Origin of the sequence: Ahrensia sp. R2A130 (assembly GCF_000179775.1) — a bacterium.
In the GTDB taxonomy this organism is placed as follows: domain Bacteria; phylum Pseudomonadota; class Alphaproteobacteria; order Rhizobiales; family Rhizobiaceae; genus Pseudahrensia.
Genome location: NZ_AEEB01000001.1, coordinates 113,327 through 132,317, shown reverse-complemented (window position 1 = coordinate 132,317; position 18,991 = coordinate 113,327). Strand labels below are relative to the sequence as shown.

Annotated in this window: 16 protein-coding genes; 8 read left to right on the top strand and 8 right to left on the bottom strand. The window is 57.3% G+C overall.

Annotation, left to right across the window (positions count from 1 at the left end; genetic code table 11):
• Nucleotides 1-10 precede the first annotated feature (10 nt).
• The 8 genes from pgeF to R2A130_RS00525 all read left to right on the top strand — a co-directional run bounded on the left by pgeF (nt 11) and on the right by R2A130_RS00525 (nt 8,023).
• Entirely contained in the window at nt 11-790 is a 780-nt protein-coding gene (gene pgeF / locus R2A130_RS00560; protein WP_009462845.1) for a peptidoglycan editing factor PgeF, read from the top strand.
• A 12-nt stretch (nt 791-802) separates the two neighbouring features.
• On the top strand, nt 803-1,951 hold the full coding sequence (locus R2A130_RS00555) for a Xaa-Pro peptidase family protein (protein WP_009462842.1): 1,149 nt from the start codon (nt 803-805) through the stop codon (nt 1,949-1,951).
• Between the two features lie 126 nt (nt 1,952-2,077).
• Nucleotides 2,078-3,010, top strand: coding sequence for a ribose-phosphate pyrophosphokinase (locus R2A130_RS00550; protein WP_009462837.1), 933 nt, complete (start codon nt 2,078-2,080; stop codon nt 3,008-3,010).
• Nucleotides 3,011-3,222: 212 nt separating this feature from the next.
• Nucleotides 3,223-3,906, top strand: coding sequence for a 50S ribosomal protein L25/general stress protein Ctc (locus tag R2A130_RS00545; RefSeq protein ID WP_009462835.1), 684 nt, complete (start codon nt 3,223-3,225; stop codon nt 3,904-3,906).
• 74 nt (nt 3,907-3,980) lie between these two features.
• Nucleotides 3,981-4,721: an aminoacyl-tRNA hydrolase gene (pth, locus tag R2A130_RS00540; protein WP_009462833.1), complete on the top strand. Its 741-nt coding sequence runs from the start codon at nt 3,981-3,983 to the stop codon at nt 4,719-4,721.
• Between the two features lie 4 nt (nt 4,722-4,725).
• Nucleotides 4,726-5,829: a redox-regulated ATPase YchF gene (ychF, locus tag R2A130_RS00535; RefSeq protein WP_009462831.1), complete on the top strand. Its 1,104-nt coding sequence runs from the start codon at nt 4,726-4,728 to the stop codon at nt 5,827-5,829.
• Between the two features lie 98 nt (nt 5,830-5,927).
• On the top strand, nt 5,928-7,355 hold the full coding sequence (locus R2A130_RS00530; RefSeq protein WP_009462829.1) for a cytochrome P450: 1,428 nt from the start codon (nt 5,928-5,930) through the stop codon (nt 7,353-7,355).
• 59 nt (nt 7,356-7,414) lie between these two features.
• Nucleotides 7,415-8,023 carry a hypothetical protein gene (locus tag R2A130_RS00525; RefSeq protein WP_009462828.1) on the top strand — a complete coding sequence of 203 codons (609 nt, stop codon included), beginning with the start codon at nt 7,415-7,417 and terminating at the stop codon, nt 8,021-8,023.
• On the opposite strand, the gene R2A130_RS00520 is transcribed toward R2A130_RS00525, so the two are convergent.
• The 8 genes from R2A130_RS00520 to R2A130_RS00480 form a co-directional block, all read right to left on the bottom strand.
• The gene (locus R2A130_RS00520; RefSeq protein ID WP_009462827.1) at nt 8,024-8,569 is read right to left on the bottom strand and encodes an adenine phosphoribosyltransferase; all 546 of its coding nucleotides are present in this window, start codon (nt 8,567-8,569) and stop codon (nt 8,024-8,026) included. It abuts the gene before it with no gap.
• Nucleotides 8,570-8,667: 98 nt separating this feature from the next.
• Complete coding sequence (locus tag R2A130_RS00515; protein WP_009462826.1) at nt 8,668-9,528, bottom strand: cytochrome c1; 861 nt, start codon at nt 9,526-9,528, stop codon at nt 8,668-8,670.
• A 105-nt stretch (nt 9,529-9,633) separates the two neighbouring features.
• Nucleotides 9,634-10,956, bottom strand: a complete 1,323-nt coding sequence (locus tag R2A130_RS00510; protein ID WP_009462825.1) for a cytochrome b N-terminal domain-containing protein — start codon at nt 10,954-10,956, stop codon at nt 9,634-9,636.
• 15 nt (nt 10,957-10,971) lie between these two features.
• Nucleotides 10,972-11,532: a ubiquinol-cytochrome c reductase iron-sulfur subunit gene (petA, locus tag R2A130_RS00505; RefSeq protein ID WP_009462824.1), complete on the bottom strand. Its 561-nt coding sequence runs from the start codon at nt 11,530-11,532 to the stop codon at nt 10,972-10,974.
• Between the two features lie 413 nt (nt 11,533-11,945).
• A complete protein-coding gene (locus tag R2A130_RS00500; RefSeq protein WP_009462820.1) occupies nt 11,946-14,102 on the bottom strand; it encodes an anthranilate synthase in 2,157 nt (718 codons plus the stop codon).
• A 456-nt stretch (nt 14,103-14,558) separates the two neighbouring features.
• Nucleotides 14,559-15,728 (bottom strand): DUF2333 family protein, encoded by a 1,170-nt coding sequence (locus tag R2A130_RS00490; RefSeq protein WP_009462819.1) that lies wholly within the window; start codon nt 15,726-15,728, stop codon nt 14,559-14,561.
• 42 nt (nt 15,729-15,770) lie between these two features.
• Nucleotides 15,771-17,057 (bottom strand): DUF6638 family protein, encoded by a 1,287-nt coding sequence (locus R2A130_RS00485; RefSeq protein ID WP_009462818.1) that lies wholly within the window; start codon nt 17,055-17,057, stop codon nt 15,771-15,773.
• A gap of 4 nt (nt 17,058-17,061) precedes the next feature.
• Nucleotides 17,062-18,981 (bottom strand): AAA family ATPase, encoded by a 1,920-nt coding sequence (locus tag R2A130_RS00480; RefSeq protein WP_009462816.1) that lies wholly within the window; start codon nt 18,979-18,981, stop codon nt 17,062-17,064.
• Nucleotides 18,982-18,991: the final 10 nt, after the last annotated feature.

Sequence of the window (18,991 nt, the reverse complement as noted above, 5' to 3'; positions counted from 1 at the left end):
AACCCGAACAATGACCCACCCTCCCGCAATTCAGGACGAGAATTTCGCACAGCACCGAGGCTTGTCCCATGGCTGGTTCGGCCGCGAAGGCGGCGTCTCGACCGGCATATTCGCAGACTTGAATGCGGGCTTGGGTTCTGGCGATGATCGCGAAGCTGTGGTCGAAAACCGCAACCGCATTGCTGCCGCACTCGGCGTCGCTCCAGAGATGCTGGTGACACCCTATCAGGTGCACAGCGCAGATGCGGTTGTGGTGGACGCCCCCTTCCCCGGCGACCGTCCGAAAGCCGATGGCATCGTCACCGCAACCGAAGGTCTCGCCATTGGCATCGTGACAGCCGATTGCGGACCTGTGTTGTTCAGCGATTCCAAAAACCGCGTCATCGGCGCATGTCATGCCGGCTGGAAGGGCGCGCTGTCTGGCGTGATGGAAGCAACGATCGAGGCGATGGAAAAACTCGGCGCGAAGCGCGACAGCATCCGCGCAGTTCTCGGCCCCACCATCGGGCCTAAGAATTACGAAGTCGGACCTGAATTTCCAACACCATTTCTTCAAGAAGACACCGACAACGCACGCTTTTTCCGGCCATCGGAAAACGACGGCCATCATATGTTCGATCTGCCTGCCTATATCGTGGCACGCCTGAATCGGGCCGGGGTCGAAGGCAGTTCCGTCGGCCCCTGCACATATGAAGACGAAGCCGGCTTTTTCAGCTATCGCCGCACCACACATCGCGCTGAAAGCGACTATGGCAGGCAATTGTCTGCCATCGCCCTGCATTCCACCTGAGGAGACACAGCCATGCTGCACTTCACCGAAGACGAGTTCGCCCGCCGCCGCACCGCCACCATGGACGCCATGAAGGAGCGTAAACTCGATGCGATGCTGATGTTCGCGCAGGAAAGCATGTACTGGCTCACCGGCTACGACACGTTCGGCTTCTGCTTCTTCCAGTGTCTCGTCATGAAGGCCGACGGTGAAATGGCGCTGCTCACCCGCTCCGCCGATCTGCGGCAGGCGCGGCACACATCCAACATCGAGAACATCGTCATCTGGGGCGACCACGCCAACGCCGACCCGACGAAAGATCTCCGCAATTTGCTCGCAGACATGGGCCTTCTGGGCAGCAAGCTCGGCGTCGAATACGATACCCACGGCTTGACAGCCTACAACGGCCGCCGCCTCGACAACACGTTGAAGACCTTCGCCGATCTCGATGATGCATCATCCCTCGTCCACCTGCTGCGGCTGGTGAAAAGCGATGAGGAAATTGCCTATGTCCGCAAAGCAGCGAACCATGCAGACGCCGCCTTCGACGCAGCGTTGAAGACCACGAAGGCGGGTGTGAACGAAGCGAAAATCCTTGCCGCCATGCAGGGTGCCGTTCTGGAAGCTGGTGGCGACTATCCCGGCAATCCCTTCATTTTGGGTTCCGGCGATGACGCTCTGCTATGCCGCTACAAGGCTGGCCGTCGCAAACTATCTAAAAACGATCAGCTGACCATCGAGTGGGCAGGTGTCGAGGCGCAATATCATGTGGCGCAGATGCGAACGCTCGTTATCGGCAAGCCGCGCGAAAACCACGAGGCGATGTTCAAGGCAGCAAAAGCCGCGTTGGACGCGGTCGAAGGCGCGATGGTTGTTGGCAACACGTTCGGCGACGTTTTCACCGCCCACGCCAAAGCCATGGATGCACACCACCAGTCACGCAATCGCCTGAACGCCTGCGGTTATTCGCTCGGCGCACGTTACGCACCATGCTGGATGGACGGGCCGATGTTCTACGAAGGCAATCCAACCGTGATCGAGCCCAATCAGGTGCTGTTCGCCCACATGATTTTGATGGACAGCGAAACCAACACCGCGATGTGCCCCGGCCGCACATATCTGACCAGTGAAAAAGGCCCGAAAGCGCTCACCAAACACCCGATGGAGTTCGTTACGCTCTAGCGTATCGCCCACTTCACGACAGGACTGGGGATACAGGCAAAAAGCGACCGCCTTTTTCATGGCGGTTTCAACGCAGTGTTGATATGACACCGCCACCCGCGAAGCCCCGTCCACATTCAGGCCGCCATGAAGCTGTTTTCCGGAAACGCCAACAAAAGCCTGGCGGAAGATATCGCCAGATATCTCGACACCCAGCTCGGCAAGTGTGTCGTGCGCCGTTTCGCCGACCAGGAAATTTTCGTCGAGCTTCAGGAAAACGTGCGTGGCGAGGATGTTTTCATCCTCCAGTCCACGTCCTATCCGGCCAACGACCACCTGATGGAATTGCTGATCCTCATCGATGCGGCAAAACGATCTTCGGCCAAACGCATCACGGCTGTGTTGCCCTATTTCGGGTACGCCCGTCAGGATCGTAAACCCGGCCCACGCACCCCGATTTCAGCAAAGCTGGTGGCCAATCTGATAACAGAAGCCGGTGCCGACCGCGTGCTGACCATGGATCTTCACGCAGGACAGATTCAGGGCTTCTTCGATATTCCCACTGACAACCTGTACGCCGTGCCAGTCATGAGCCGCGATCTGCGCGCCAACTATGACATCGACAATCTTATGGTCGTTTCGCCTGACGTCGGCGGTGTCGTTCGCGCCCGCGCCCTGGCCCGTCGTGTGAATGCCCCACTGGCCATCGTGGACAAGCGCCGCGACAAGCCCGGCGAATCCGAGGTCATGAATGTCATCGGGGATGTTTCAGGCAAAGACTGCATCCTGATCGATGACATTATCGATTCCGGCGGCACCCTGTGCAACGCGGCAGAAGCACTGCTGAACAATGGCGCGCTTTCGGTCACGGCTTATATTTCCCACGGTGTATTGTCCGGTGGGGCGGTCGCCCGCATCACATCGTCGAAGCTGAAAGAACTGGTCATCACCTCGTCCATCGAGCCAACGACCGCCGTTCAGACCGCCCACAATATCCGCGTCATCTCGATTGCCGATCTAATTGGTGAAGCTGTCAGCCGCACCGCGCTCGAACAGTCGGTTTCCAGCCTGTTCGACTAGCTCTGAAGCCGGTTACAATGCTGGACAGACGGCCAAGTCTGCGCTAATCCCGCGCCACCACGTCGACACCCCTGGAGGGAACGTGGGTCGTCCGCACATGTGCCGCCGAATTCGCCCTGCTATTTGCAGCGCAAATCGGCATGTCATGGAACGGCCGAGCAGTGCGCCGCATGCGTTCTGCAACCTCTATATAACCGCTGAGGAGCGAACCAATGAGCGAAGATAATACGCTTACGGCCCAAGCGCGTGACCGTGTAGGCAAGGGGGCCGCACGCGAGCTGCGTAGAAATAACATGGTGCCAGCCGTCATTTATGGCGACAAAAAAGATCCCCTGTCCATTGCGCTGCCGCGCAAGGAAACCACGCTGGCTATCCACGCTGGTGGCTTCATGACGACCTTGCTCGACATCGAAGTCGACGGCAAGAAGCACAAGGTCCTGCCAAAGGACTATCAGTTGCACCCCGTCTCCGACGTTGTGATGCATGTGGACCTGCTGCGCGTTTCCGCGAAAACTGCAGTTACGGTAGAAATTCCGGTCGTCTTCCTGAACGAAGAAGAGTGCATCGGTCTGAAAGCCGGCGGTACGCTGAACGTTGTGCGCTTCACGGTCGAAGTGAACTGCCCGGCCAACTCGATCCCCGATAATTTCGAGATCGACCTGACGTCTTACGACATCGGCGACTCGGTCAATATTTCGGCTGTCGACATGCCGGAAGGTGCAGAACCAACCATCACAGACCGCGACTTCACCATCGCAACCATCGCAACCCCAGCCGGCCTCAAGTCGGACGAAGATGCTGACGGTGATGACGAGCCGGTCGAAACCGAAGTCATCAACCAGAAGGCCGACTCGGTCATGGGTGAAGGCGAAGATGGCTTGAAAGACAAAAGCTAAATCAGTCTGAAAAACATCGCGGGGCGGTTTTTTTAGCCGCCCCACGATGCAATACTTTAACGGGAACAAGCGCCATGCTCATCATAGCCGGCCTCGGCAATCCCGGCCCCACACATGAGCATCAACGGCATAATGTCGGCTTCGTGGCAGTAGATGCCATTGCAGCCGAACATAATTTCTCACCGTGGAAGCCACGCTTTCAGGCGCTTGCCTGCGAAGGTCGTATTGGCAACGAAAAAGTGCTGCTGCTCAAACCAACGACATTCATGAACGAAAGCGGCCGGTCCGTCGGTGAAGCTGCGCGTTTCTACAAGATCGACGAAGCTGCGGTGATCGCTCTTTACGACGAGCTTGATCTCGCCCCGGGCAAGCTGCGGATCAAGACCGGCGGTGGCGCTGGCGGCCACAACGGTATCCGGTCCATCGACGCCCATCTGGGTAAAAATTATCGCCGCGTTCGCATAGGCATCGGCCATCCCGGCCATAAGGATCGTGTGACCGGCCATGTGCTTGGCAACTTTGCCAAAGCAGACCATGACTGGCTCGATCCGCTGCTGGATGAAATCGCGCGCAATGCCGATATGCTGGTGTCAGGCGATGATGCAGGTTTCATGAACCGCATCGCGCTGCGAACACAAACCACCGAACCTTCCGGCGCGAAGGGTCAAAATTCCGCCAAGGCAAAGGGCGGCTCAGGCAAAGGCCAGAGCCACATTCGCCAAGCACGTGATAAGTCACGCAACACAAAACCAAATGTTCCGACCAGCGGCCCAATGGCCGACATGTTGTCGAAACTGTTTGGCAAAAAGGACTGAATCAATGGGTTTCAAATGCGGTATCGTTGGACTGCCGAATGTCGGCAAATCCACTCTCTTCAACGCGCTCACCCGCACGGCGTCCGCACAGGCGGCCAACTACCCGTTCTGCACCATCGAGCCGAACACCGGTGAGGTTGCCGTACCGGACGAGCGTATCGCCAAAGTCGCCGAGATCGCCAAGTCGAAGGAAATCATCCCGACCCGCATTTCCTTCGTCGATATTGCGGGCCTCGTGCGCGGTGCGTCTAAAGGCGAAGGCCTCGGCAACCAGTTCCTTGCCAACATCCGCGAGGTGGACGCGACGGTTCACGTTTTGCGTTGCTTCGAAGACGACGACATCACCCATGTCGAAGGCACGATCGACCCCATCGCCGACGCTGAAACTATCGAGACAGAGCTGATGCTCGCCGATCTGGATTCGCTGGAACGCCGGATCGAGAAAACCCGCAAAAGCGCAGCCAGCAAGGACAAGGAGTCCATGACCTTGCTGCCGATGATGGAAGCATCGCTGAAATTGCTGCAGGACGGCAAACCTGTTCGCCACCTGTTGGACGGCATCGAGCCGGACGATCTTGCGATCCTGCAAGGGTTGCAACTGCTGACCTCGAAGCCCGTGCTCTATGTCTGTAACGTTGCCGAAGAAGACGCTGCAGACGGCAACGACCTGTCAGCAAAGGTTGCTGAAATGGCCACGGCGCAGGGCGCAGGCACGGTCGTCATATCTGCCGCCATCGAAGAGGAAATCGCCCAGCTTCCCGATGAAGAACAAGGCGAATTTCTCGAGATGAACGGCCTCACCGAATCCGGCCTCTCCCGCCTCATCCAGGAAGGCTACAACCTTCTGGAACTCATCACCTATTTCACCGCAGGCCCGAAAGAGACCCGCGCCTGGACGATACCCAAAGGCACGAAAGCGCCGGGCGCTGCTGGCGTCATCCATTCCGATTTCGAACGTGGCTTCATCCGCGCCCAAACCATCGCGTATGACGATTACGTAACGCTGGGCGGCGAAGTGCCTGCCAAAGAAGCGGGTAAGGCGCGCGATGAAGGCAAGGAATATGTTGTGCACGATGGCGACGTGATGCTGTTCAAATTCAACACCTGACGAAATAGCCGCAGCGTTTGCGGCTTGAGGATGCGTGGCGTTCCGCCCAGTCTATCGCCACAATCTGATCCAATTTCGGGTTCGACGGAAGTTGGCCAATGACCGCAACCAAGATCGACACATCTCACCCGCCGGTGGACGTCGAACCGTTCCGGCCAAAGGTTCCTGTTCCACGGCCTACGCCGCCCAACAATTTCGTCCACCTTCGCACGCTTCAAGTGCTGCCGAAACTTCTCAGCAATCCGCTGGAGGCGTTGTCGGCAGATGCGTTTACGATGCCCATCACCTATTCGGCGATTTTCTCAAACCCCATTGCGCTGGTCCATGAACCGGCGGCTATCAAATATCTGTTCGTGGAACGCCCCGATTTGCTGCGGGCAGACCCTGTCAGACAGGCTGTGCTGAAACCGCCATTGCGCGAAGGCCTGCTGACGGCGGAGGGGGCAACATGGCGGCGTAGCCGTAAGCTGATCGCCCCGGTCTTTGCTCCGCGCCACATAGACAGCTTCGCCATTGCGATGCGGGAGCGCACCGAACACTACGTCGCTACGCTTCATCACCGCACCGATAACACCCTTCTCATAGCCGATGAGATGGCAGCACTCGCCTACAGCGTTTTATCGCAGACCCTGTTTACCGGCGATCTTGATGACGAGAGTGAGCAAGTGCTGGCCGATGTGGCATTCTTTCTGAAGCACCTGTCACAACCCGACCCACTCGATTTTCTCAACATGTCGGACCGCTGGCCGCGCCTGACGAAACTGCGCGGACAAAAAGCCCTTCGCCGTTTGCGCCAAGGCGTTAGGCGCACCGCGCAAAACAGGAAACAGCGCATCGACCAAGGCGCGGAGGTTCCGGACGACTTCCTCACGTTGCTGCTCAACACCACAGGCGATGATGATCGCGGGCTTTCACTCGATGAGGTCGAGGACAACATCATCACCTTCATCGCCGCAGGCCATGAGACGACGGCGCGCGCGCTGGCATGGACGCTGTACCTTCTTGCCAATGATGAAGACGCGCGGCAGCGTTGCGAAGCCGAGATCGACGCGTTGAAGACGGACGATCTCGACCCGCACCTTTGGGGCGATCATCTGCCCTTCACCACAGCCTGCTTCGAAGAAAGCATGCGGCTCTTCCCGCCGGCATCCATGATCGGGCGGCAAGCGGTAGAGGATGTCGACCACAACGGTCTCGTCATAAACAAAGACGCGACGGTGCTCGTCAGCCCTTGGGCGTTGCATCGGCATGAAACCTTGTGGGACGATCCAGCCGCTTTCAAGCCGCTACGTTTCCTGGGCGAAGCGCGCAAATCCATCGACCGCTTCGCTTACCTGCCTTTCGGCATGGGGCAGCGGGTTTGCATCGGGCAGCGGTTCGCCATGCAGGAAGCGCAGATTGCGCTGGCCATTTTGCTCCGCAATTTCCGTTTCGACTATGCAGGCGCAGAACCGCCATGGCCGGTGATGAAAATTACCATCCAGCCTCACAACGCCATGCCCATGAAAGTGACCGCCAGAACCTGACAGGCGCTTGGCGCGGTTAGCGCTGTCGCCTATGACGGTTGCATGAAAGCGCGCCGCACATGATGAGCCAGACCCATATTTTGCTGGCAGGAGCGCTGTTGGCAAAACCCGCGGACAGCGCCAACGGGCGGCTACGAAATGCGGCAATCGTGTTGGGTGCATTCCTGCCGGACGCTGCAATATATTTTCTGTTCGCATGGTCGAAAGTGGCGGGCATACCCGAACGAATAGTCTGGGACGAACTCTATTTTTCGGACATGTGGCAAGACTGGGTGGCCGCCGGAAATTCCGCCCCACTTTGGCTCGCTATGCTGATTATCGGCGTCGTGGCACTTCGCTCGGGCGGCTTGCACCGGCTCGGCATTTTGCTGTTCTTCATGGCGGCTGCTGCGCTTATCCACATCGCAGGTGATCTTCCGGTTCACGTCGATGATGCCCACAGGCATTTATGGCCGTTGTCCGACTTCCGCTTCGTCTCGCCGATTTCTTACTGGGACCCGGACCACCACGGACGCCAATTCATGTTCGTGGAAGCAGCCCTTGGCCTGGCTCTATGCGCAGTGCTGTTTCGGCGTTTCAAGGCGCTATGGGTGCGGGCCATTCTCGCATTGCTGTTGCTCGTCTATATCGCGGTGCCGGCCTACTTCCTTCTGGCGCTGGGCAGTTGATCAGTCACCATCGAAGCTGATCAGCGTTCTCACCGGAACGTCCATCGCTTCCAGTTTCGCCCGGCCGCCAAGGTCTGGCAGGTCTATGACGAAACACGCCGCGACCACCTCGGCACCCAATTCGCGCAACAGCTTTACGGCGGCTTCTGCGGTGCCACCCGTGGCGATCAGATCGTCCACCAGCAACACCCGGTCCCCCGGCTGTAGCGCATCGGAGTGCATCTCCATTTCATCGACACCGTATTCCAAGCTATAGGCGATATTCACCTTCTTGCCAGGCAGCTTGCCCTTCTTGCGAATAGGCACAAAACCGGCGGTGAGCTGATGGGCGATAGCTCCACCAAGAATGAAGCCACGAGCTTCGATACCGGCGATCTGGGCCAGATTGGTGCCGATATAGGGATGGACGAGCGCATCCACGGCACGACGAAAGGCACGCGGATTGCCGAGTAGTGTTGTGATGTCGCGAAAGACGATACCGGGCTTGGGATAGTCGGGAATTGCGCGGATAGCGGCGTCCAACTCGCGGGTCAGATTTTCTTCCATATCGCAGTTCTCCGCCATCGGTTCGGTTGCTTTTGGTCAAAGAAAAAGGCCACCGACACAAGTCGGCGGCCTTGATCGAAATAGTCGGTTCAAGAAACTCAGTGTGGGACGTTTGCCCAGACTTTTTTCTTGGTTGCGTAGAGCAAGCCCGCAAAACCCAGCAGAAACAGGACGACAATGAAGCCGCGCTGCTTGCGCTGTGGAAGATTGGGGTCTGCTGCCCACATCATGAACGCGGAGATGTCTTTGGCCTGCTGGTCCAGCGAAGCGACGGTGCCGTCGTCATATTCGACGCTCTCTTCATACAGTGGCTGCGCCATAGCCAACGCGCTACCTGCTACGAAGTAAGGATTGTAGTGAAGCCCCTCGGATACCTCGACGCCCTCCGGCGGCTCCTGATAACCAACCAGCAAGCTGTAGATATAGTCCGCACCGTTTTCGGCGTACATCGTGAAGATGTCGAAGATGAACGTTGGGAAACCACGCTCTGGCGCACGTGCTTTTGCGAGCAGCGAGAAGTCCGGCGGAAGTGCGCCATTGTTCGCGTAAGCGGCTTCTTTGACGTTCAAATACGGCCCTTTGAAACGGTCGGTCGCGCGTGCTGGACGCTCGAACATTTCGCCGTCGTCGTTAGGACCGTCCGTCACTTCATATTCAGCTGCGTAGTTCTTGATCTGCTCGTCGGTGTAACCAAGGTCGGCAAGGTTGCGGTAGAACAGCAGGTTCATGGAATGGCAGGCTGCACAGACCTCGGTGTATATTTTGAGGCCGCGCTGAAGCTGCGCTTTATCGTAAGTGCCGAATGGGCCGCTGAAGGACCAATCGACCTCACGTGGTTTGTTGATAGGATAGCCTGAGGCAGCGTTAGCCGGGGTGGCGAGGGACACACCCATCGCCACGAGAAGGCCTGCCGTCAAAACACGTATAGGGCTTAAAACTCGTGCGGTGATCGTCGTCATGCGGTTTAACTTTCGCTTTCGGCCAATCTCATACGAGACTCATGCGGCCAGTCTGACAAAGTAGAGGGCCGAGCGGTAAGCCCAGCCCTCGCAATTGATAAAGGGCTAGCCCTTTGTGTTTGGTTCCGAGGTTGCCGCCGATGGCGCAGAAGCACCTGCACCATCCGCCTTCGCCATTACCGCATCCATGATAGATGCAGGACGCGGCAGCGGTTTCTCGAACAGGCCGAGAGCAGGCATCACAACTAAGAAATGCGCGAAGTACCAGAAGGTCGAAGCCTTCGTCAGCGGGATCCAGATGCCTTCTGCAGGTCGCGAACCGAGGTAGCCTAGGAAGACGGCGTTGATCGCAAATAGCCAGAAGAAAATCTTGTAAAGTGGACGATAGTTTGTGGAACGCACGTCCGATGTGTCGAGCCAAGGCACGAAGAAAAGGATTGCGATCGCACCGAACATCGCCAACACGCCGCCAAGCTTGGAGTCGATCAATACGATTTCCGTAAACGGGATACCGATATTGAAATCGACAGCACGCAGCACCGCATAGAAAGGCAGGAAGTACCACTCAGGAACGATGTGAGCAGGCGTCACCAACGGGTTGGCTGGAATGTAGTTGTCCGCGTGACCCAGATAATCCGGCAGGAAGAACACAAAGTAGCTCATGATTGCCAGGAATATGACCAGAGCCAGAGCGTCCTTCACGGTTGCGTATGGCGTGAACGGGATAACATCCTGCTTTGACTTAACTTCCACACCGGTGGGGTTGGTCTGGCCTGTGACGTGCAGCGTCCATACGTGAAGAATGACGATACCCGCAATCATGAACGGCAGCAGATAGTGCAGCGAGAAGAAGCGGTTAAGCGTCGCGTTACCAACAGCGTAGCCGCCCAGCAAGAATTCACGAACAGTCTCACCCACCAGCGGTATCGCCGAGAAGAACGAGGTTATGACCTGCGCACCCCAGTAGGACATCTGGCCCCATGGAAGCACGTAACCCATGAATGCGGTCGCCATCATCAGCAGGTAGATGACAACACCCAGGATCCACAAAACTTCACGTGGCGCTTTGTAGGAGCCGTAATAGAGGCCGCGGAAAATATGGATGTAGACAGCAACGAAGAAAAACGACGCGCCAACTGTGTGCCAGCTCTGAAGTGTATTGCCGTAAGCAACGTCGCGGCGCAGATCCTGTACAGAGTTAAAGGCAAGGTTCGCATCCGGCACGTAATGCATCGCGATTACGATACCTGTGATGATCTGCGAAACCAGCATGATCATCAAAATGCCGCCGAACGTGTAAAAATTGTTCAGGTTGCGGGGCACGGGATAGGACACGAAGGAATCATGCATAAGGCGGGCCAGCGGAAGCCGGTCGTCCATCCATTTGCCGATACCGGGTCCCGGTTTGTATGTTGAATGTCCACTCATTTTCGAGTCTCCGTTCTACGCTTCGCCGATTACCAGCGATTCAGCGCTGGCAAACCGGTATGGCGGCAAGGGAAGATTAATTGCAGCAGGGCCTTTGGTCACACGGCCTGTGACATCGAATTTCGACCCGTGGCATGGGCAAACCCAGCCATCGAGCAAGTTGTCGCCATCAGGCTCCACTTTGGAAGGCACACACCCCAAATGGGTGCAGTTGGCTGCCATGACAGCCCAGCTCTTACCGGTATCATCGCCTTCGCCAGCGGCGGAGAGACGAATATCGGTGGTTTCAAAGTCGCGGAAAATATCCTGCGATGCATCTGCTGCAGCAGCAACTTCCTCTTCCGTCAGATGGCGGATGAAGTATGGCTTGCCGCGCCAAACAACGGTTACAACCATACCGGGCTCAATAGAGGAAACGTCAATTTCCTGCGGGGCGCCGGCAGCTTTCTCGCGGTCATTGGGTGCCATCTGGGCAACCAGTGGCCAAACCACACCACCCGCAGCAACAGCAGCGGCTGCACCGGTAGCGATATACAAAAAGTCGCGGCGCGTGGCGCCTTCTTCGTTGGAACTCATGGAGCTATCCTTCTCCAGCCTTCAATTTCGCAGCGTGCATTTTCATCCATGTCTGCGCCCCTCCAATCTTAGTGAAGGTAGAGCCGCAGGCATATGTGGACAGAAGTCGCGCGACAAATGTGACGCGCAAGCACAAGCCCTCACCGGCTTATTGGCCTTCAACCGGCCCGTTGTCCAGTTCGCAGAAGGTTGAACAACGAAAAGGTCGCGGAAAATCTGCCGGTTCGATGGATTGCACGATCTTACGTAGCGTTTTCGATAGCTGTGCGCTGTTGAAGCCGTTTCTGAAGCCTGTGCCGCTTGAAATTCAGAGCAGGAGCTTTCTCTCCCAAATCCGGCGAAACAGTCACTGATTCCACAATCACCTCATGTCGAAAATCAGTACGAGCACATTCGAAGGAATAGCAGGGCATCTACCTTAGATGAGCAACGACATTTTCAATCATCCGCATGCCCGCATCCTGCCCCAAACTCATTATGCTTTCAGGGTGAAACTGAACGGCAGCGACGGGTTCGGTCGCATGCTCAATACCCATTATGACTCCGTCGGAAGTCTTCGCCGTCACCCGCAGTTCGGACGGTAGAGAGGCAGGGTCGGCGTGAAGCGAATGATAGCGCCCAACGGTTACCTCACCGTCCAAGCCGGAAAAGACAATCGAGTTCTGCTCGACCTCGATACGCGATGGCTTGCCATGCATAGGCACTGCAAGCTGTGACAACTCTCCGCCATAGGCTTGTGCCAAGGCTTGCTGACCAAGACAGACGCCAAATAGTGCCCGCGATTGTTCCCGCGCTGTAGCGATGGTCGCGGCGCAATCGAAATCTTCCGGTCTGCCGGGCCCGGGCGACAACACCACGAGATCAGGATTAATCTTCTCCATCGCCTCCGGTGCGATCGGTGACCGCAAGGTGGTGACCTCGGCACCCGTCTGGCGAAAATAATTTGCCAGCGTGTGAACAAAGCTATCCTCGTGGTCGACCAATAGGATCGTCTTACCAATCCCCACTTTGGAACCAGCACGAACTGCTGCTGCATCATTGGCCAGCGATGTGTCACGAATGGCGGAAAGCATCGCTGACGCCTTCAGTTCGGTCTCCGCTTCTTCCTCATCAGGATTGCTGTCGAACAACAGCGTGGCACCGGCACGGACTTCCGCAATGCCGTCCTTGATGCGAACGGTGCGGAGCGTCAGGCCGGTGTTCATGTCTCCGTTGAAGCCGACCATGCCAACCGCGCCGCCATACCAAGCGCGCGGGCTGCGTTCATGTTCTTCGATAAAGCGCATCGCCCACAGCTTGGGCGCGCCGGTGACGGTCACAGCCCATGCGTGGGACAGGAAGGCATCGAACGCGTCCATATCGGACCTCAGGCGGCCCTCGATATGATCCACAGTGTGGATGAGGCGGGAATACATCTCGATCTGACGCCGCCCGATGACCTTGACCGAACCCGGCTCGCAAACGCGGCTTTTGTCGTTGCGATCCACGTCCGAACACATGGTCAATTCGGATTCATCTTTCGCCGAATTGAGCAGCTTGAGAATCTGTTCGCTGTCTTCAATCGGGTCGCGACCGCGTTTAATCGTGCCGGAAATCGGGCAGGTTTCCACCCGTCGGCCTTCCACACGCACGAACATTTCAGGGCTGGCACCCACCAGATATTCGTTGTCGCCCAGGTTGATGAAGAAGGAATAGGGAGATGGATTGATCTGCTTGAGCTTGCGCGAAATGGCAGATGGCGGGTTCACACAGCGTTCGGTAAACACCTGACCCGGCACCACCTCGAACAGATCGCCACGAATGAATTTCTCTTTCGCTTTGGCAACCAGCGCCGCATACTCGCCGGGCTCATGGTCACCGCGCCCGGGGTCAATCTCACCGGGAACGAACTCGGCGACCTGCCCACCGCGCTCGAGCCCGTCGGTGGTCGCTCCATCCGGCATGGTGAACTCATAGCGCTCCTGCCAGGCTTCGGCAGCGTGATGGTCCACGACCAGAATTTCGTCCGGCAAAAACATCACCATGTCGCGCTGGTCGTCAGGGCGTTTCTGGCTCAGGTCGATGGCATCAAACTGGAAACAGAGATCGTAACCAAAGGCGCCGTAAAGCGCGAAATTGGGGTCGGCATCAGTGCGAAACAGATCCTGAACCACACGTAAAACTGAGAAAACCGTAGGCGCACGTGACCGCATTTCTTCGCTGACCATACCGTCAGGCTCTCTTACCTGAACCAGCAAAACATCGTTTTGAGCCTCTACGCTTTCGATATGCTCGTGCGCTTCAAGCACCTTGGCGAATGAGGGCAGCATCACGCGGCCGCGCGAATTGTAGGCCTCGACCCTTACCGCCCTGCCCTTCGATATGATCCCCAACGGCGGATCGATCATCGCCGTATCCCAGCGGGTGTAACGGCCAGGATATTCATAGTTGGATGAAAACACCGCACCGCGGCGGCTATCGAGGCAATCAACATAGGACTGCACTGCGTTTTCGTAGCCCATATCAAAGCGTGTACGGGTAATCCGCACGCCGCCTTCAGTGGTAAATTCGAACGGTTCAATATCGCTCATGGTGTCGTTATCCGTGTTTGCCCCATATTTGCGGGCATAAAAAAACCGCCCGGTTTCGGGGCGGTTTCGAGTTGCCGCAAGACGCGACCAATTCCTCGCCCGCCTTAACGTGCGTGCCACCAATTTGCGGAAGCGATGGAAATGATAGTGTTGATGCAGTTCATGTTCATATCGTTAGCCGCGCACCACGGAGCCCGCAAGCGAAAGATTCAACTGAAGCAGGAAGAGGGTTCGCGGCTTGGGACAACAGATCAATCGGAGGCACGGACCGGGCGGATTGATCCGTGCCTCCGAAAGACCCGCATAAGCGGGCCAAACACAAGCCCCGAGGAAAGCAGGGGATCGGCGCTTGCGTATCTGAACCGGCACTTCGTTAGAAGCGCCGATACAGATATACAATCATAGGTTGTGTTTTTAAGCAATACACCAAATTGAATATAGTGAAGAAACTTTAGATCACCGGTCCAGCACGTCGCGGATTTCCACCAGGTTGGAGCGCACACGCAGCACATAAAAACCCATGGTCGCTAGATGGGTTGGCATAATCCAACTGGCCTCGCCGCCATTGGAAATGATGGCTGGCTGCATACCCAGCGCCGCCCTCAACTGCTCCTCAACACGCACCCACAAAGCTTCGAGATTGCGGTTTGCGGACACGTCGGAGAAGTCGGCACGAGCGGCGGTCAGAATGCCGGAATAGGCATAGAGTTGGCCGTAACTGAACCAGAAACGATCATCTGCGCGCACGTCGAACCAACCGGCGTTCGACGCTTCCATCCGCGACCGCAGAATTTCCGACGTCGCACCGATATCCGATGTCACACGGTCGAGAAACTGCAGCAGATTGTCGTTGCGCGCATCAAAGGACGAGGTGCAGGACGAAAGGTCCGTGTTGAAAGCGCGAAAGCGCTCGATGGCCGTGCGATAATTGCCCTGCGTCGTGGTGCGAAAACCGAACGGGTCCATGGAGATATACCAAGCGGCTTCATCATAGGCGAGACGCTCCCGCGCCGTTTGCAAATTCTGGTCGATGCCGGACGTTCCGCGCACGCGGCCCAACCGGTCAACGAGTTCGATTGATGTCCGACGGACCGCAGAGTTGATGCCAAGCTGGAACGCCGCCTTGTTGTCGAACCAAGGCGTGTTCTTCCAATCCATGCCGAACAGACCGATCTTCGACAGGAACATAGACGGCACCCACGCATTTTGATTGACGTTGAAATCGATCAAATCAGCAGTCGCTTCAACTATACGCGACGGTCTGCAACGCTGACCGCCATCAGCAGGGGCGGATTGCCCCTCGGACGAAAGCCCGGTGGTGGAAGCAACTGCAGGCTCAGGCGAACCGGCTGATATTGCGGCAGCTACAGTAGTCTCGTTGCGATATTTTGCGGCGTAATCAATATCGAAACCGCGCCACCACTGGGTCGTGACGATGTAGTAGCCATAGGTCGCAATCAGCAGCAGCGCTAAGCCGCCGAAGATGGATTTGATGATGAAACCACGCTTGCGGACCCAGCGGGTGAAGGCAACGAAGGGCCACAGCAGAATCGCAATAATCCAGCCGATACCGCGACCTATGCGATCAAAAACCCATTCGACGAAATCCACGACCGGATCGAGCATATCAGTCCCCTTGCTGTTAAATCATAGCGGTTGCGGTGCAGATCAGTCCGGAAACCCGAACAGCCGCTCACGAAACCCGCGCTTGTTCCCTAGATAGGTCTTCGCGACCACATCCACCACATGTTCGCGTTGGTCATCCCCAAAGGCTTCGTAGTCTTTGTAGAAAGCGGGCTTGTTGAACACGTAGCGCGACAGGAAATCGAAGGGCAGCCGCTCGGAAATCAACCGGTTCACCAACCAGGCATCAGCATGTTCCGGCTTGCCACGCGACAGCAGGAAGCGGCCCCGCGTGTCGATCTCCCGCAAATCGAAATTTTCGAACTCGGCAACCGCCCGCTGCGCCCAGCGCAGGAACTTATACGTTCCCTCGCGGTCCACCATCTTCTGGTTCTTGGCCAGAAAATTGCGCTGCCAACGGCTGTCGAAAGCATCCGGTTCGGCGTCATCATCCGCATGAAAAGCCAACCGCGTCAGCAACATCGCAATGCGGTGTTCCACGTAACCGGACCGTGCCAACCAACCGGGCCGTGGCAACTCCACCCTGCCCGATCGCATGAGGAACTCATAAATCCGCTCGTCGTCCTTGGCATCTATATAAGACACCTGCCATGGGCGCGAACGACGAAAGCCGGGCGCTTCGGAATCGCCGATCACCGTCGTACCGTCATCATCCATGAACACATAAACACCGCCAAAATGGCTGGACCAGAACGTGTTGTGTCGAAACACCATCTCTTCCGGCACCAGCGCATTGGCGCGAATGTCACCCGTGCTGCGCGCCAGATCGACCATGCGGTTGAGCATGTCGTCATCGCGCCACGCATCCGGCTGCTTCAACAACCGGTCGGTCAGCGTTCGCAATTCCACCGCCTGGCCGGAAAGATCGGCACCGGTGAAAACCTTGAACTCCACCTGTTCGATGGCGAGCAAATCTTCGATGTCCCGCGCTTCAGCAATCGGATCATCGATCTCGCCATAGACCACATCCTTCACCGTCAACGCATTGATGACGCGAGCATTGGCATCGAAAAACTGGTGCATCAGCTGCCCGGTGTTGGAGAACGCGGAGTTCACCACGGGCAACGACATCTGCTGCGGTGACAGGATGATGAACCGCCGGTTCACTCCGTTAGGGTCGAGATAAAGCGGGTCGTTCAATAGCTCCGCAATCTCTGGCGAGAACCCCACCATATCGATGCGGAAACTATCCGGCGCGATCGCCTTCAGTCCAAACCCCGTGAGCGCCTGATTATACCGCTCCACAAGGTGCGGCTCCGCAACCCGCATCATGCGGCCATAGATCAGTTCTGATTGCTCGAGGCGTTTCATTGATTTATTGCGCCCACCGACCGTCGGCTTTCATCGCGGCGATCTCGGCCACGGCCCGTTCGTGCTGGCGTTCGCGGCGGATGATGTCTTCTACGGCGCTGGCATCGCTACGCGCCGAGTAACGGAATTCGCTGTCCGCGTAGCGGTTGATTTCCTGCATCACCATGTCCATCGAAAACGGCCCGCGCAGCTCTTCGATCATTGATTTTTTTGTGTCGTAAGGCTGGTGCATGAAGGTCGCGGCGTCGTCGAACCACTCGTCCGGCAGATCGATATCCATCGCACGCATCTTGATCGCATCGGTGATGTTCTTGATCGCACGTCCTGTGAAACGCGGCTCGGCCAGTTTGATGCGGTGCAGATAATCGCCCACATCTTCCATGGTCTTCGGCTCGCCGACATCGTTCAGATAACGCTCGTAAACCGTGGCCAGCCCCTCTTCCTGCGGCTTGGTGTAATCCGCATAAGCCTCGTCGACCGCCTTCTGTATTTGCTGCGCCGCAAACGGCTCGTGGTCGCCCGGCGCGATGTCGTGGTTCTTGCCGGCCAGCAGCATGAAGATGTCGATATAATCATCCCGCGTTTGCGGCCCGTCCACCAGCCAGCGGGCACCGGCTCGTTGGCGCAGGGCATCATCGACGTTTTCGGGATAGTTGGAGAACATGCCGAAGGAACAGTTGCCGCGCACTACGGTAGTCGCACCGGCGAAACTCTCCATCAGCACCGCCGTCACCTCCTGCTGACCGGCGGATGCGCGGTCGTCGGAGCGTTTGGCAGCGACCTGGTCGATATCGTCCACCGTGCCGAAACCGATGGTGCGCGGGGCCAAGACGTTCTGAACGAACTGCTTGCAATTCTGGCCGGACTTACCCTGATAAGACGAGATTTGGTCAACGCCGAAATTCTCATAAACGAAGCCGTATCCCGCACGCTCGCAATAGTCGTTGATAAGACCTGCAATCATCTGGATCAGGATCGTTTTACCCGTGCCGGGCGCACCGTCCCCGATGAAGGTGAACAGGAAACCGCCCAGTTCCACAAACGGGTTGAGCTGCCGGTCGAAATCGTAAGCCACCAGCATTTTCGCCAGTTTCATCGCCTGATACTTCGCGATGTGGTTGCCGATGATTTCGTTGGGTTGCTTGAACTGCATCACCAACGGCTTGCGCGAGCCACCGCCGGCGGCGTCGAACCCGTTCAGCTCGAAACCATCCGCTTCCAGTTTGAGATGCAGCGTTTCGAACACATCGAGCGAAGCGAACCGCCCGCGCCGTGTTGCCAGTTCCTCCAGCGCAAGACTGGCGGCAGCGCGAACCCGTGAGGTGAGCACTTTGTCATCCGCCGCGCCTTCAGCCGCATCGTGCAGATTGGCGACCAGACTTTTAAGCGCATCTTGCGGGCTGTCGAAGCTGAACTCGGCAGGCTCCACATCGCTGGCAGGTTCGCCTTCGTCCGGCAGCATCTGCTTGATATAGGCGGCAGCGGTGAAGGCGGCGATATAGGCCGCGCTTTCCACCAGCCCGCGAAAGCGCTCGGCGTCAGAACCATCCAACGTGCCGCCAGCGTTGCGCTTGGCCAGCGCATCCAGGCCGGTGCGTTCGCCGAAAACATCAGCAACGGCAAGCGCCACAGCAATGGCGCGGCGGGTCCGGAATACGACCGTGTGCTGGGCGAGCGACAACATGGTGTCACCCGAATTCACTGCGGAAACCGTGTCGCTGAAGCGAATGTCAGACGTCGATTTCGAACCCGATGTCGACACGGTGGATACGAACCGCCGACGCGTTCCCGCAATTTCCGTATTGCTGCGCCCGCCACCAGTCGTCACGTGGGTGAACCGTGTCACCAAAGTCTGCGCGGCACTTAAGTGCTTGGCGATATCGTCTTCGCGCAACGCTGTCAGGGAAGGAGCTTGTTCGGACATCTCGTTCGTT